Below are 15,306 nucleotides of genomic sequence, written 5' to 3'. Positions count from 1 at the left end.
GGGCGGCGGCGAACCACCCCCGAAGCGAGACCCCATGACGTCACCGCTCCCCTCTGGCGCCGACAGCGGCGCCTCCGCCGCCTCCGCGGCCGGCCTGCCACGTCACGTGGCTATCATCATGGATGGCAACAACCGCTGGGCGAAGGCACGGGGCCTCTCCGGTGTGCGTGGCCACCATGCCGGCGTCGAGGCGGTGCGCGCCACCATCCGTCGGGCCGCCGAGCGCGGCATCCAGACCCTGACCCTGTTCGCCTTCTCCAGCGAGAACTGGAAGCGCCCCCGGGCCGAGGTGAGCGCGCTGATGGAGCTGTTCCTGCTGGCGCTCAAGCGCGAGGTGAACAAGCTCCACGCCAACGGCATCCGCCTCACGGTGATCGGCGACCGCAGCGCTTTCTCCGAGGCGATCCAGGGCCATATCGCCCGGGCCGAGGCGAAGACCCGGGACAACACCCGCCTGCACCTGGTGATCGCCGCCAACTACGGCGGCCAGTGGGACCTGGCCCGGGCGGCGCGCCGCCTGGGCGAGCGGGTCGCCGCCGGCGAGCTCGCCCCTGCGGCGATCGACGAGGCGGCGCTGGGCGGCGAGCTCAGCCTGGCCGGCGTGGCCCCGGTGGACCTGTGCATCCGCACCAGCGGGGAGCAGCGTATCTCCAACTTCGTGCTCTGGGAGCTGGCCTACGCCGAGCTCCACTTCACCCAGTGCCTGTGGCCCGACTTCGACGCCGACGCCTTCGATGCCGCCCTCGAGGACTTCCGGCGTCGCAAGCGGCGCTTCGGCATGACCGATGACCAGATCGACGAGGCTCAGGGTGCTTAGACAACGCATCATCACCGCGGCCTGGCTGGCCCCGCTGATGCTGGCCGGCCTGTTCGGCCTGGACGGCGGCGCCTTCGCCCTGTTTACCGCGGTCGTCGTGCTGCTGGGCGGCTGGGAGTGGACCAACCTGGCCGGCATCGCGGGGCGCGGCCGACGCCTTACGCTGGTCGGCGTGCTGGCCCTGGCCATGGCGCTGCTGTGGGCCTCCGGTTCCGCCCTGGCCGCCTGGCCGCTGTGGCTGGGCCTGGCCGGCTGGGCGCTCAACCTCACCTGGGTCACCCACTATCCCGCCCGCACCGCGCAGTGGGCCGCCCCCGCCCGGCGCCTGGCCATGGGCCTGTGGGTGCTGCTGCCCGCCTGGGTCGGCCTCAACGTGCTGCGCGAGCTCGGCGGCCTCTGGCTGCTGTTCGTGCTGCTGCTGGTGTGGAGCGCCGACATCGGCGCCTACTTCGCCGGCCGCGCCTTCGGCCGCCACAAGCTGGCGCCGGCGGTGAGCCCCGGCAAGAGCTGGGAGGGGGTGGCCGGCGGACTGGCCGCGACCCTGTTACTGGCGCTGGTGGTGGCACTGGCCCAGGGGCTGGGTGGCCGTGATAGCGCCCTGCTGGTGCTGACCACCCTGGCGGTGACCCTGGTCTCGGTGCTCGGCGACCTGCTCGAGAGCATGCTCAAGCGCCATCGCGGCATCAAGGACTCCAGCAACCTGCTGCCGGGCCACGGCGGGGTGCTCGATCGCATCGACAGCCTGACCGCGGCGCTGCCGCTGTTCGCCCTGCTCGTGCCGGGGGTGCTCTAGATGCGCCAGGCCGCTTCCGCGCCTCGCCAGGGCGTCACGGTGCTGGGGGCCACCGGCTCCATCGGCACCAGCACCCTGGATGTGATCGCGCGTCACCCGGAGCGCTACCGGGTGCACGCCCTCACCGCCCATCGCTCCCGCGAGCCGCTGCTGGCGCTGTGCCACCGCCACCGCCCGGCGGTGGCGGTGCTCGAGCGCGAGGCCGATGCCGCCTGGTTGCGCGAGCGGCTTGGCGAGGCCGACCTTCCCATCGAGGTGCGCTCGGGCCCCGAGGCGCTGGTGGCGGTGGCCGAGGCCGCCGAGGCCGAGGTGGTGATGTCGGCCATCGTCGGCGCCGCCGGCCTGCTGCCGACCCTCGCCGCGGTGCGCGCCGGCAAGCGGGTGTTGCTGGCCAACAAGGAGGCCCTGGTGATGTCCGGGGCGCTGTTCATGGAGGCGGTGAGTCGCCACGGCGCCACCCTGCTGCCCATCGACTCCGAACATAACGCCATCTATCAGTGTCTACCCGTGGAGCATCGCGGCGGCCTGGCGCGTCACGGCGTGACCCAGCTGCTGCTGACCGCCTCCGGCGGCCCCTTCCGTGGTTGGTCCGCCGAGGCCCTGGCCGGTGTGACCCCGTCCCAGGCCTGCGCCCATCCCAACTGGAGCATGGGCCAGAAGATCTCGGTGGACAGCGCGACCCTGATGAACAAGGGACTCGAGCTGATCGAGGCGTGCTGGCTGTTCGACGCCCGCCCCGACCAGGTCGAGGTGGTGGTGCACCCGCAGAGCGTGATCCACTCCATGGCCGCCTACAGCGACGGCTCGGTGATCGCTCAGCTCGGCAACCCCGACATGCGCACCCCCATCGCCTACGGGCTGGCCTGGCCCGAGCGGATCGAGGCGGGGGTCCAGGCGCTGGACCTCTTCCAGGTCGCCCGGCTCGACTTCGAGCCCCCCGACGAGGTCGCCTTTCCCTGCCTGGGCCTGGCCCGGGAGGCCATGGCGGCGGGGGGCACGGCGCCGGCGGTGCTCAATGCCGCCAACGAGGTGGCGGTGGCGGCCTTCCTGGCGGGACGCCTGCCCTTCACCGGCATCGCCGAGCTGGTGGCGCGGGTGCGTGACGCCGAGCCGGTCGCCCCCGCCGACGAACTCGAGGCGATCCTCGAGGCGGATGCCCGGGCGCGCCGCACCGCCGAGGCGTGCCTGGTGCGCCGCTGAGGCGCCGCCCCACCCCCAACCCTGAAGGCGGAGGAGAACACCGTGGGCCTGATCCAGAACATCCTGGCCGTGATCGTGGTGCTGGGCCTGTTGATCACCTTCCATGAGTTCGGCCACTTCTGGGTGGCGCGGCGCTGCGGGGTGAAGGTGCTGCGCTTCTCGGTGGGCTTCGGCACGCCGATCTGGTCGCGGGTGGACCGCCACGGCACCGAGTTCGCCATCGCCGCCATCCCCCTGGGCGGCTACGTCAAGATGCTCGACGAGCGCGAGGGGGCGGTGCCTGATGACCAGCTCGATCACGCCTTCAACCGCAAGACGGTCTGGCAGCGCATCGCCATCGTCGCCGCCGGCCCCGTGGCCAACTTCCTGCTCGCCCTGGTGGCCTACTGGGCGCTGTTCGTGGCCGGCACCACCACGGTGGCGCCGGTGATCGGCGAGGTCGCCCCCGACTCCCCGGCCGCGCGCGGCGGCCTCGAGGCAGGCCACGAGATCACCGCGGTGCAGGGCGAGCGGGTGCGCTCCTGGGACGAGGTCAACCTCAAGCTGGTGGCGGCCATCGGTGAGCAGGAGGCGCTCTCCATCGCCACCCGCGAAGACGCCGCCGCCGCGCCCCGCGAGCACCGGGTGCCGGTGACCGACTGGCTGGTGCGCCAGGAGCCGCCCCAGCCCCTGGCCACCCTGGGCGTGACCCCGTGGCGGCCGCCGATGCCGGCGGTGCTGGGGCAGGTGGCCCAGGGCGAGCCCGCCGCCGCCGCGGGGCTGGCCGCCGGCGACGAGATCCTCGCCGTGGACGGCGAGCCGGTGGCGGACTGGCGGCATTTCGTCGAGATCGTGCGCGCCAGCCCGGGCGAGGCGCTGAGCCTCGAGGTGCGACGCGCCGGCGAGACGCTCAGCCTCGCGGTAACGCCCCGCGAGAACACCCTCGAGGCGGGTGAGACCATCGGCTACATCGGTGCCGGCGTGGCCCCGGTGGCGTGGCCGGAGGACTACCGCCGCGAGATCCGCTACGGCCCGCTGGCCGCGGTGGGTGAGGCGGTGTCGCGCACCGGCGAGATGATCGTGCTGACCCTCGACGCCGTACGCAAGATGCTGGTGGGCCTGATCGCCCCCTCCAACCTCTCCGGACCGATCACCATCGCCCAGATCTCCGGCGACTCCGCCCGGGCGGGGCTGGAGAGCTTCGTCAGCTTCCTGGCCTACCTGTCGATCAGCCTCGGGGTGCTCAACCTGCTGCCGATCCCGGTCCTCGACGGCGGTCACCTGCTCTACTATGCCATGGAGGTGGTGCGCGGGCGCCCGGTCTCGGAGCGGACCCAGGCCATCGGGTTGCGCATCGGCCTGGCGCTGGTGGGGTCCCTGATGCTGATGGCGATCTACTTCGATCTGATGCGGCTGTGGTAGGGCAGGGCCCGGGCCCCGAGGGCCTCGCCTTGTCAGCTGGCCGTGCAAATGTATAAGGTGCCTGTCTGGACAGGTTTGGCAGATCAACGCGAGCGAATCGACTGCATGAAAATCAAGACCATCGGACTGGCGGCGCTGCTGCTTGCCGGGGCCGCGACGGCCCAGGCGGAACCTTTCGACGTTGCCGACATTCGCGTGGAGGGTCTGCAGCGCATCTCCCCCGCTTCCGTCTTCAACGCCTTTCCTGTCAGCGCCCGCGACCGCGTCGATGAGCGCGAGCTCGCCGAGGCCGCCCGCGAGCTCTTCGCCACCGGCCTGTTCGAGGATATCCGGCTGGCCCGTGAGGGCGACGTGCTGATCATCCAGGTGGTCGAACGCCCCACCATTACGCGCCTCAATATCACCGGCAACCAGCAGCTCGAAGGCGAGCAGCTGCGCCAGGGCCTGCGCGAGGCCGGCCTCGAGGAGGGCCAGGTGCTCGAGCTCTCCACCCTGGAGGAGATCGAGCGCGAGCTCGAGGGGGTCTACCAGTCCCAGGGGCGCTACAGCGCCAGCATCGACACCAGCGTGCGCGAGATCGACGAGGGGCGCGTCCAGGTCGATATCGACATCAACGAGGGCGCGGTCGCCAAGATCCGCCAGATCAACATCGTCGGCAACCGTGCCTTCGACGACGAGACCCTGCGCGAGGTGTTCGAGCTCAACGACCGTCCCGGGCGGATCTTCGGCTGGTTCTCCCGCGACGAGTACTCCCGCGAGGCGCTGGCCGGCGACCTGGAGCGGCTGCGCACCTTCTATCTCGATCGCGGCTACGTCAACTTCAATGTCGAGTCGACCCAGGTCTCCATCAGCCCCGACAAGTCCGAGATCTTCATCACCATCAACGTCGATGAGGGCACCGAGTACCGCCTGGGCGAGGTGCGCTTCGTCGGCGACCTGCCCATCGCCGAGCGCGAGGCGCGCGAGCTGCTCGAGGTCACCCCCGGCGAGACCTTCTCGCGCAGCGACGTCACCGCCTCCGCCGAGGCGCTGCGCTCGCGCCTGGGGGCCGACGGCTTCGCCTTCGCCAGCGTCGACGGCATCCCCGAGCCCGCCGGCGGCGATACCGTCGACCTGGTGTTCCGCGTCGACCCCGGCCAGCGCGCCTACGTGAGGCGCATCGAATTCGTCGGCAACACCACCACCATGGACGAGGTGCTGCGCCGCGAGATGACCCAGATGGAGGGCGCCCCGGCCTCCACCGAGGCGATCCGCCAGTCCCAGCAGCGCCTCGAGCGGCTGGGCTTCTTCAGCCAGGTCGAGGTGGAGACCCAGCCGGTGGCGGGGGCCCCCGACCAGCTCGACGTCACCTACCGCGTCGAGGAGCAGCCCTCCGGCTCCATCTCCGCGAGCATCGGCTTCTCCCAGAGCGCCGGGGTGATCTACGGCGTGGGCCTCTCCCAGAGCAACTTCCTGGGCACCGGCAACCGCGTCAACATCGGCGCCCAGCGCAGCGACACCTTCACCAGCCTCAACTTCGGCTTCACCGATCCCTACTGGACCATGGACGGGATCTCCCGGGGCTACAACCTCTACTATCGCGAGTCCGACTACGAGGACTCCGACATCTCCACCTACTCCACCGACGCCTATGGTGCCGGGATCAACTTCGGCTACCCGATCAACGAGATCACCCGCCTCAACTTCGGCACCGCGGTGGAGGATCTCTCGGTCAAGACCTACAACGACACCGCCTCCGAGATCAAACGCTATGTCGAGGACCAGGGCGGCGATGCCCAGTCGCTGAAGCTGACCGCCAGCTGGACCCGCAACAACCTCAACCGCGGCATCATGCCCACCGCCGGCAGCTACCAGCGCCTGTCGCTGGAGACCGCCGTGCCCGGCAGCGACGCCGAGTATGCCAAGCTGCGCGCCCAGGCCCGCCAGCTCTTCCCGCTGGACGACAACCATGACTGGGCGCTGAAGTTCGCCGGCGAGGTGGGTTATGCCGACACCCTCGGCGGCAGCGACCCCTATCCGTTCTATGAGAACTTCTACGCCGGGGGCCTGGGCTCGGTGCGCGGCTTCACCGGCAATACCCTGGGTCAGCCCACCACGTCGTCGGGCAATTCGACCCGCGATCGCACCCTGGGCGGCAACATCCTGGTGCAGGGCAGCGCCGAGCTGCTCTTCCCGACCCCCTTCGTCGAGGACCAGCGCTCGGTGCAGACCGCGCTGTTCCTGGATGGCGGCAACACCTTCCTCACCGATTGTTACCCGGTGCTGGACGAGGATGCACCATCCAACTGCAGCTCCGGGGTGGACTTCGGCGACCTGCGCTACAGCGTCGGCCTGGGGCTCTCCTGGCTGACCCCGGTGGGGCCGCTGACCTTCAGCGTCGCCGAGCCGCTCAACGACGAGAGCGGCGACGACACCCAGTTCTTCCAGTTCTCCCTCGGCCAGACCTTCTGACCGGGGCCGGATGCCCACTCGCCATTCCGGGCCGCCGCGCGCGGCCCGCCACAGGAGTTACGACATGCGCAAGCCGATCGCCGCACTCTCCCTGCTGCTCCTCCTCGCCGCCGCCCTGCCGGCCATGGCCGACGAGATCGCGGTGCTGGACTGGCGCCGCGCCCTGCTCGAGACCGATGCCGCCCAGCGCTCGATGAGCGACCTGGAGAGCCAGGTGGGTAGCCAGCAGCAGCAGGCCCAGGCCCTGGAGCAGGAGCTCAATGCGCTCCAGCAGCGTGCCGACAGCCTCTCCGAGAGCGAGCGCCAGGAGGCCAACCGCAAGGTGGCCGAGCTCAATCGCCTGATGGGAGAGATCATGCAGCAGCGCCAGTCCTCCGAGCAGGCCTTCCTGCAGCGCGCCGAGCCCAAGCTGCAGCAGGCCGTAGAGCAGATCATCGCCCGCCACAGCATACAGGTGCTGGTGGAGCCCCAGGGCGTGCTGCATGCCGAGCGCGACCTGCAGAACGTCACCGCCGAGGTGACCGAGATCCTCAACTCCATGCTGTGAACGGGCGGGGTCCAGTGATGACGCGAAGCGCCTTACCCACCCTGACCCTCGCCGAGCTGGCCCGGCGCCTGGGGGCGCGCCTGGTCGGCGACGCCGAGCGCCCGGTGCGCGGCCTGGCGACCCTGCGCGAGGCCGGCCCCGACCAGGTCGCCTTCCTGGCCAACCGCGCCTACCTCAAGGAGCTGCCCGATACCCGCGCCGCGGCGGTGCTGCTGCACCCCCAGCATGGCGAGGCGTGTCCGGTGGACCGCCTCGAGCTCGACAACCCCTACCTGGGCTACGCGGCGGCCTCGCGACTCTTCGATCCCCTGGCGGGACGTGAGCCGGCGGGCATCCACCCCTCGGCGGTGGTCGACCCCTCCGCCACCCTGGGCGAGCGGGTCGAGGTGGGCGCCAACGCGGTGATCGAGGCCGGGGTTTCGGTGGGCGACGATGTGGTGATCGGGCCCGGCTCGGTGGTCGGCGCCGACACCGTCATCGGCGATGGCACGCGGCTGCACGCCAACGTTACCCTCTATCACGCGGTGGTGATCGGGGCGCGCTGCATCCTGCACAGCGGCTGCGTGATCGGCGCCGACGGCTTTGGCTTCGCCCATGACGGCAGCCGCTGGCACAAGATCGCCCAGCTCGGCGGGGTGGTGCTGGGCGACGACGTCGAGGTGGGCAGCGGCTCCAGCATCGACCGCGGCGCCCTCGGCGACACCCTGATCGGCGACGACGTCAAGATCGACAGCCAGGTGCAGATCGCCCACAACGTCCAGGTCGGCGATCACAGTGCCCTGGCGGGCTGCGTGGGGATCGCCGGCTCCACCCAGGTGGGGCGCCACTGCCTGCTGGGCGGCGGCGTGGGGCTGGCCGGCCACCTGACGATCTGCGACGGGGTGCAGGTCACCGGTATGAGCCTGGTAACCAACTCGATCCATGAGCCCGGGGTCTACTCCTCGGGCACCGGGGCCATGGCCAACGCCCAGTGGCGCAAGAATGCGGTACGCTTCAAGCAGCTCGACGACATCGCCAAGCGCCTCGCCCGGCTCGAGAAGGGCCGTGACGCTTGAGGGCCCCGCGGGGGGCGCTATAATCCCCCGCCTGACCGGCGCCGCCGGCTCGCGCCTGCCGAGAGGGCGGGCATACTGACTTTTCAGAGGTTGTGACGATGGTAATGGACATCAACGAGATCCGTGAGTATCTGCCCCACCGGTATCCCTTCCTGCTGGTGGACCGGGTCACCGAGCTGGCCCTCGGCGAGTCCATCGTCGCCTACAAGAATGTCAGCATCAACGAGCCCTTCTTCAATGGCCACTTTCCCCACCACCCCATCATGCCCGGGGTGCTGGTGATCGAGGCGCTGGCCCAGGCCTGCGGCATCCTCGGCTTCAAGACCGTCAACAAGCTGCCCGCCGACGGCTATGTCTACTACCTGGTGGGCAGCGACAACGTGCGCTTCAAGCGCCCGGTGATGCCCGGCGACCAGCTGCAGCTGCGCGCCGACGTGGTCCGCGAGAAACGCGGCATCTGGAAGTTCGCCTGCAAGGCCAGCGTGGCCGGCGAGGTGGCCTGCGAGGCCGAGATCATCTGTGCCGAGAGGAAGGTCGCTTGATTCATCCCACCGCCCTCATCGACCCCGCCGCACGGCTGGCCGACGACGTCGAGGTTGGCCCCTTCACGGTGATCGGGCCCGACGTCGAGATCGGGCCCGGCTCGCGCATCGGTCCCCATGTGGTGATCAAGGGGCCCACGGTGCTGGGGGCGCGCACGCGCATCTTCCAGTTCGCCTCGGTGGGCGAGGACTGCCAGGACAAGAAGTACGGCGGCGAGCCGACCCGCCTGGTGATGGGCGACGACAACGTGGTGCGCGAGGGGGTCACCCTGCACCGCGGCACCGTCCAGGACCGCGGCGAGACCACCATCGGCTCGCGCAACCTGTTCATGGCCTATGTCCACGTCGGCCACGACTGCGTGATCGGCGACGACTGCATCCTGGCCAATCAGGTGACCCTGGCGGGCCACGTCAGGCTGGGCGACTTCGCCATCCTCGGCGGTCTCTCCGCGGTGCACCAGTTCTGCCACTTCGGCACCCACGCCATGGCCGGCGGCGGCTCGATCATCACCAAGGACACCCCCGCCTACGTGATGATCAACGGCAACCCCGCCCAGGTACACGGCCTGAACCTGGTGGGCCTCAAGCGCCGCGGCTTCTCCAAGGAGGCGCTGCGTGGCCTGGGCGAGGCCTACAAGCTGGTCTACCGCCAGGGGCTCACCGTGGAGCAGGCCCTGACCGAGATCCGTCGCCGCTTCTCGCTGGCCGAGACCGAGGCCTTCGTCGCCTCCATCGAGGCCTCGACCCGCGGCATCATCCGCTGAGGGTGAGCATGCGGCGCGTCTACCTGGTAGCCGGCGAGCTCTCCGGGGATATTCTCGGCGCCGGCCTGATGCGCGCGCTCAAGGCGCGCCATCCCGGGGTCGAGTTTCGCGGCATCGGCGGCCCGCGCATGATCCAGGAGGGCATCGACAGCCGCTTCCCCCTGGAGACCCTCGCGGTGATGGGCCTGGTGGAGGTGCTCCGCCACCTGCCGCGGCTGGTCGGCGTGCGCCGCGAGCTGCGGCGCGACGCCCTGGCCTGGCGACCCGATATCGTCATCGGCATCGACGCCCCCGACTTCAACCTCGGCCTCGAGCGGCAGCTGCGCGAGGCGGGGCTGACCACCGCCCACTACGTCAGTCCCTCCGTGTGGGCCTGGCGCCAGGGGCGGGTCAAGGGCATCGCGCGGGCCGTCGATGCCATGCTCACCTTCCTGCCCTTCGAGGCCGCCTTCTACGCCCGCCATCGCGTGCCGGTGGCCTTCGTCGGCCATCCCCTGGCGGACGAGCTGCCGCTCGACAACGACCGCAGCGCCGCCCGCGTCGCCCTGGGGCTCGCCGACGGCGCGCCGGTGCTCGCCGTGCTGCCGGGCTCCCGGGCCAGCGAGATCCGCTTCCTCGGCGACACCTTCCTGGCCGCCGCCGAAAAGCTGTGCGCCGAGCGCCCCGGCCTCTCGGTGGTGATCCCCGCGGCCACCCCGGCGCGGCGCGCCGAGCTCGAGGCGCTGCTCGACGAGCGACCGAGCCTGGCGGGACGCGTCACCCTGCTCGATGGCCAGGCCCGCGAGGCCATGGTGGCCTCTGATGCCGTGCTGCTCGCCTCCGGCACCGCGGCGCTGGAGGCGATGCTCTGCCACCGCGCCATGCTGGTGGCCTATCGCATGGCGCCGGCCACCCACTGGCTGGCGAAGCGGCTGGTGAAGACCGAGTGGATCTCGCTGCCCAACCTGATCGCCCGGGAGACCCTGGTGCCGGAGCTGATCCAGGAGGCGGCGAGTCCCGCGGCGATTGCCCTTGGGCTCGGCGAGCTGCTCGATGACGGCGAGGGCCGGGCGGCCCTGGAGGCGCGCTTCGCCCGCATGCATGCGGGGCTGCAGCGCGACGCCAGCCGCCGGGCGGGGGAGGCCATCGAGGCGCTGGTCGCAGGGCTCCCCCTGCCGGAGAGCGTCGCTCCCGAGCGGGCCGAGGAGGGCACATCGTGAGCCGTCGGCCGGCGCGCGAGCTGCCGCCGCTCACCATCGACTACACCGGCGGGCGCCTGGCCGGGGTCGACGAGGTCGGCCGTGGCCCGCTGGTCGGTGCGGTGGTGGCCGCGGCGGTGATCCTCGACCCGGCGCGCCCCATCGCCGGGCTCACCGACTCCAAGGCGCTCACCGCGCGGCGCCGCGAGGCGCTGGACGCCGCGATCCGCCGCGACGCTCTGGCCTTCGCCGTGGCCGAGGCCTCCCCCGCGGAGGTGGACGAGCTCAACATCTACCACGCCACGCACCTGGCCATGCGCCGCGCCATCGATGCCCTCTCCCCGGCGGCCGAGTACCTGCTGGTGGACGGCAATCGCCTGCCCGGGCATCATGTGCCCGGCCAGGCGGTGGTCAAGGGCGACGCCCGCCACCCGGCCATCGCCGCGGCCTCGATACTCGCCAAGGTGGCCCGGGATGCCCAGATGCTGGCCCTCGACGCCCGCCATCCCGACTACGGCTTCGCCCGCCACAAGGGCTACCCGACCCGCGAGCACCTTGCCGCCCTGGAACGCCTGGGGCCGCTGCCGGAGCACCGCCGCTCCTTCGGCCCGGTCAGGCGCCAGCTGGCGCTGTTCTGACCTACCCCAGAGTTCCGAGAGCAGAAGCTAGCGAGGAGCGCTGGGGACAGGTCGAAGGGGAGGTCCGAGGCTCAGGACGGCCGAGGTAGCGTACAGGGAAGTATTCACAGCGCCTCCGCGCCGGTCCGACGCTTCGGGGCCTGTCGCCGGATCAGCTCCGAGCGGAACCGAATGCGATGTCCACTTCATGTGGCAGACCCGATAGCCTGGTTTCTAGAATGACACTTCACCGCCCAGCCCCGAGTCCTCTATGACAACGCCCTTCGTCCATCTGCGCGTCCATACCGAATACTCCCTGGTCGACGGCCTGCTGCGCCTCAAGCCGCTGGTCAAGCAGGCGTCGGGACTGGGCATGCCGGCGCTGGCGGTGACCGACGAGGCCAACCTCTTCGGCCTGGTCAAGTTCTACAAGGCGGCCCAGGGGGCCGGGCTCAAGCCGATCATCGGTGCCGACCTGTGGCTGACCAACCCTCACGACGAGGAGCACCCCTACCGGCTCACCCTGCTGGCCATGAACGAGACCGGCTATCGCCACCTCACCGAGCTGATCTCCCGTGGCTGGATGGAGGGGCAGCACCAGGGCCAGGCGCTGCTGGCGCGTGACTGGGTGCTGGCCAAGAGCGAGGGGCTGATCGCGCTCTCCGGCGGGCGCGAGGGCGAGGTCGGCCGCCACCTGCTGAGCGACCACCCCGACGAGGCACGCGCCCTGCTCGAGGAGTGGAACGCGGCCTTCCCGGGGCGCTTCTACCTGGAGCTGACCCGCACCGGCCGTGCCCAGGAGGAGGAGTGCCTGCACCTCTCGGTGGCCCTGGCCGCCGAGAGCGGCACCCCGGTGGTCGCCACCAACGACGTGCGCTTCCTCGAGAAGGAGGACTTCTGGGCCCACGAGACCCGGGTCGCCATCGGCGAGGGCAAGGCGCTGGACGACCCGCGCCGGGAGAAGCGCTACAGCGAGGAGCAGTACCTCAAGAGTCCCGAGGAGATGGCCGAGCTGTTCGCCGATGTGCCCGAGGCGCTCGAGAACAGCGTGATGATCGCCGCGCGCTGCTCGGTCGATGTGCGCCTGGGCGAGATCTTCCTGCCCGAGTTCGAGATCCCCGAGGGGATGACCCAGGACGAGTACTTCCGCAAGATCTCCCACGACGGCCTCACCGAGCGCCTGGACTTCCTCTACCCAGCCGAGCAGTACCCCCGAGACGGCGCCGAGTATGCCGAGATCGACGCCCGCTACCGCAAGCGCCTGGACTTCGAGCTCGACATCATCATCCAGATGGGCTTCCCGGGCTACTTCCTGATCGTGATGGACTTCATCCAGTGGGCCAAGGACAACGACGTCCCGGTGGGTCCCGGACGCGGTTCCGGTGCCGGCTCCCTGGTGGCCTACGCCCAGAAGATCACCGACCTCGACCCCATTGGCTACGACCTGCTGTTCGAGCGCTTCCTCAACCCCGAGCGGGTCTCGATGCCCGACTTCGACGTCGACTTCTGCATGGAGAAGCGCGACCGGGTGATCGACTACGTGGCCGACCGTTACGGCCGCGACGCCGTCTCCCAGATCGTTACCTTCGGCACCATGGCCGCCAAGGCGGTGGTGCGCGACGTCGCCCGCGCCCAGGGCAAGCCCTACTCGCTGGGCGACAAGCTCTCCAAGCTGATCCCCTTCGAGGTGGGCATGACCCTCGGGAAGGCGCTGGAGGCCGAGCCGCAGCTGGCCGACTTCCTGGAGGCCGACGAGGAGGCCGCCGAGATCTGGGAGATGGCGGTCAAGCTCGAGGGCATCACACGGGGGACCGGCAAGCACGCCGGCGGCGTGGTGATCGCGCCGACCCGGCTCACCGACTTCTCGCCGCTGCTCTGCGACGAGGACGGCTCGGGGCTGGTGGTGCAGTTCGACAAGAACGACATCGAGGACGCTGGGCTGGTCAAGTTCGACTTCCTCGGCCTGCGCACCCTGACCATCATCGACTGGGCGCTGGAGATGGTCGACAAGGTGCGCGCCGCCGGTGGCGAGGGGCCGCTGGACATCGACAGCATCCCGCTGGACGACGCGCCCACCTTCGAGATGCTCAAGCGCGCCGAGACCACCGCGGTGTTCCAGCTCGAGTCCCGGGGCATGAAGGAGCTGATCAAGCGCCTGCTGCCCGACTCGCTGGAGGACATGATCGCCCTGGTGGCGCTGTTCCGCCCGGGCCCCCTGCAGTCGGGCATGGTTGACGACTTCATCAACCGCAAGCACGGTCGCGCCGAGGTCTCCTACCCCCACCCGGACTACCAGCACGAGCTGCTGAAGCCGGTGCTTTCGCCCACCTACGGCATCATCCTCTACCAGGAGCAGGTGATGCAGATCGCCCAGGTGATGGCCGGCTACAGCCTGGGCCAGGCCGACCTGCTGCGCCGCGCCATGGGCAAAAAGAAGCCTGAAGAGATGGCCAAGCAGCGCGCCGGCTTCCTGGAGGGCTGCGCGGCCAACGGCATCGATGCCGACCTCTCCGGCAACATCTTCGACCTGGTGGAGAAGTTCGCCGGCTACGGCTTCAACAAGTCGCACTCGGCGGCCTATGCGCTGGTCTCCTACCAGACCGCCTGGCTCAAGGCCCATTACCCGGGCCCCTTCATGGCGGCGGTGATGTCCACCGAGATGGACAACCTCGACAAGGTGGTGCCGCTGATCGAGGAGTGCCGCCACCTCGGGCTGACCGTGACCCCGCCGGACGTCAACGTCGGCGGCTACAAGTTCAGCGTCGACGACGAGGGGCGCGTGATCTACGGCCTGGGGGCGATCCGCGGCGTCGGCGAGGGGCCCATCGGCGCCATCGTCGAGGCGCGCCAGGCGGAGGGGCCCTTCGCCGACCTGTTCGACTTCTGCCGCCGCGTCGACCCCAAGCGCATGAACAAGCGCACCCTGGAGGCGCTGATCCGCTCCGGGGCCCTGGACACCCTGGGCCCCAACCGGGCGGTGCTCACCGCCGCCCTGGACGATGCCCTCAAGGCCGCCGCCCAGAGCCAGACCAACCAGAACCTGGGCATGATGGACATGTTCGGCGAGGCCTTCGTCGCCCCGGAGGAGGGAGCCGGCGACGCCGACGCCTATGCCGACTACCGCCGGGTGCGGGAGTGGAGCGACAAGGAGCGCTTGGCTGGCGAGAAGGAGACCCTGGGCCTCTACCTCACCGGCCACCCCATCGACGAGTACGAGAAGGAGCTTGAGCGCTTCGTCTCCACTCGCATCGGCGACCTCAAGCCCTCCCGCGAGCCCCAGCGGGTCGCCGGCCTGGTGGTGGGGATGCGCACCATGAAGTCCAAGCGCGGCGACACCATGGCCTTCCTGACCCTGGACGACCGCACCGGGCGCATCGAGGCGTCGCTGTTCGGCGAGCTCTTCGACCAGATGCGCGGCCAGCTGGAGGCCGACCAGGTGCTGATCGTCGAGGGCGAGGTCTCTACCGACGACTACTCCGGCGGGCTGCGCCTGCGCGGCAAGGAGGTCACCCCCATGGTGGCGGCGCGCACCCGCTACGGCCAGGCGGTGGAGCTCTCCCTGGACGGCGCCGCGGTCAACGGCCGCCTGGTAGACTCGCTGCGCGCGAGCCTCGACCCGCACCGCGACGCCCAGGGCCTGCCGGTACGCCTGCGCTACCGCAACGCCGAGGCCACCGGTTGGCTGGAGCTGGCCGAGGAGTGGCGGGTGGCGCCCACCGACGAGCTGCTTATCGGGCTGCGCGAGGTGCAGGGCCAGGACGGGGTACGGCTGAAATACCGGTAACCTGACCACGGGCTTTCTCGGAGTGCACCCCTCGCCGCTTGCCTGCGAGGGGCGCCGGGGAAGGTCGCAGGGGAGGTCCTACGCCAGGGATGGCGTCGGTAGCGCCCAGGGAGGGGTTCACAGCGCCTCCCCGAAGGCCTTTTCCCGGATCAGCCAC

The 15,306-nt window shown here is 70.5% G+C and carries 12 protein-coding genes; all 12 read left to right on the top strand.

Annotated elements, in window-relative coordinates; translation table 11 throughout:
• The first annotated feature begins 34 nt into the window (after positions 1-34).
• Positions 35-817 carry a polyprenyl diphosphate synthase gene (uppS, locus tag BLP95_RS03215; protein ID WP_089677001.1) on the top strand — a complete coding sequence of 261 codons (783 nt, stop codon included), beginning with the start codon at positions 35-37 and terminating at the stop codon, positions 815-817.
• A complete protein-coding gene (locus BLP95_RS03210; RefSeq protein WP_089677000.1) occupies positions 810-1,610 on the top strand; it encodes a phosphatidate cytidylyltransferase in 801 nt (266 codons plus the stop codon). Before uppS ends, BLP95_RS03210 begins: the two co-directional genes overlap by 8 nt.
• Positions 1,611-2,810, top strand: a complete 1,200-nt coding sequence (gene ispC, locus BLP95_RS03205) for a 1-deoxy-D-xylulose-5-phosphate reductoisomerase (protein WP_089676999.1) — start codon at positions 1,611-1,613, stop codon at positions 2,808-2,810. It begins immediately after the preceding gene.
• A gap of 42 nt (positions 2,811-2,852) precedes the next feature.
• Positions 2,853-4,211 (top strand): sigma E protease regulator RseP, encoded by a 1,359-nt coding sequence (gene rseP / locus BLP95_RS03200; protein WP_089676998.1) that lies wholly within the window; start codon positions 2,853-2,855, stop codon positions 4,209-4,211.
• A gap of 105 nt (positions 4,212-4,316) precedes the next feature.
• Positions 4,317-6,662: an outer membrane protein assembly factor BamA gene (gene bamA / locus BLP95_RS03195; protein WP_245678666.1), complete on the top strand. Its 2,346-nt coding sequence runs from the start codon at positions 4,317-4,319 to the stop codon at positions 6,660-6,662.
• Positions 6,663-6,726: 64 nt separating this feature from the next.
• Complete coding sequence (locus BLP95_RS03190; protein ID WP_089676997.1) at positions 6,727-7,209, top strand: OmpH family outer membrane protein; 483 nt, start codon at positions 6,727-6,729, stop codon at positions 7,207-7,209.
• Between the two features lie 17 nt (positions 7,210-7,226).
• On the top strand, positions 7,227-8,264 hold the full coding sequence (gene lpxD / locus BLP95_RS03185; protein ID WP_089676996.1) for a UDP-3-O-(3-hydroxymyristoyl)glucosamine N-acyltransferase: 1,038 nt from the start codon (positions 7,227-7,229) through the stop codon (positions 8,262-8,264).
• Positions 8,265-8,362: 98 nt separating this feature from the next.
• Complete coding sequence (gene fabZ / locus BLP95_RS03180) at positions 8,363-8,806, top strand: 3-hydroxyacyl-ACP dehydratase FabZ (RefSeq protein ID WP_031217530.1); 444 nt, start codon at positions 8,363-8,365, stop codon at positions 8,804-8,806.
• On the top strand, positions 8,803-9,570 hold the full coding sequence (lpxA, locus tag BLP95_RS03175; RefSeq protein WP_089676995.1) for an acyl-ACP--UDP-N-acetylglucosamine O-acyltransferase: 768 nt from the start codon (positions 8,803-8,805) through the stop codon (positions 9,568-9,570). The genes fabZ and lpxA overlap by 4 nt, the downstream gene beginning before the upstream one ends.
• A gap of 2 nt (positions 9,571-9,572) precedes the next feature.
• Positions 9,573-10,769: a lipid-A-disaccharide synthase gene (gene lpxB / locus BLP95_RS03170; RefSeq protein WP_089676994.1), complete on the top strand. Its 1,197-nt coding sequence runs from the start codon at positions 9,573-9,575 to the stop codon at positions 10,767-10,769.
• The gene (gene rnhB / locus BLP95_RS03165) at positions 10,766-11,386 is read left to right on the top strand and encodes a ribonuclease HII (RefSeq protein ID WP_089676993.1); all 621 of its coding nucleotides are present in this window, start codon (positions 10,766-10,768) and stop codon (positions 11,384-11,386) included. Before lpxB ends, rnhB begins: the two co-directional genes overlap by 4 nt.
• Positions 11,387-11,636: 250 nt before the next feature.
• On the top strand, positions 11,637-15,149 hold the full coding sequence (gene dnaE / locus BLP95_RS03160; protein WP_089676992.1) for a DNA polymerase III subunit alpha: 3,513 nt from the start codon (positions 11,637-11,639) through the stop codon (positions 15,147-15,149).
• The last annotated feature ends 157 nt before the right edge of the window (positions 15,150-15,306 follow it).

Source organism: Halomonas shengliensis (assembly GCF_900104135.1).
GTDB classification, from domain to species: Bacteria; Pseudomonadota; Gammaproteobacteria; order Pseudomonadales; family Halomonadaceae; genus Halomonas; species Halomonas shengliensis.
The sequence above is the reverse complement of the archived record's forward strand: the minus strand, read 5'-3'. Positions and strand labels throughout refer to the sequence as shown.

Coding starts and splice junctions, on each gene's coding strand:
- lpxD (WP_089676996.1), top strand. CDS start 7,227: ATGACGCGAAGCGCCTTACCCACCCTGACCCTCGCCGAGCTGGCCCGG.
- BLP95_RS03190 (WP_089676997.1), top strand. CDS start 6,727: ATGCGCAAGCCGATCGCCGCACTCTCCCTGCTGCTCCTCCTCGCCGCC.
- ispC (WP_089676999.1), top strand. CDS start 1,611: ATGCGCCAGGCCGCTTCCGCGCCTCGCCAGGGCGTCACGGTGCTGGGG.
- dnaE (WP_089676992.1), top strand. CDS start 11,637: ATGACAACGCCCTTCGTCCATCTGCGCGTCCATACCGAATACTCCCTG.
- uppS (WP_089677001.1), top strand. CDS start 35: ATGACGTCACCGCTCCCCTCTGGCGCCGACAGCGGCGCCTCCGCCGCC.
- fabZ (WP_031217530.1), top strand. CDS start 8,363: ATGGTAATGGACATCAACGAGATCCGTGAGTATCTGCCCCACCGGTAT.
- bamA (WP_245678666.1), top strand. CDS start 4,317: ATGAAAATCAAGACCATCGGACTGGCGGCGCTGCTGCTTGCCGGGGCC.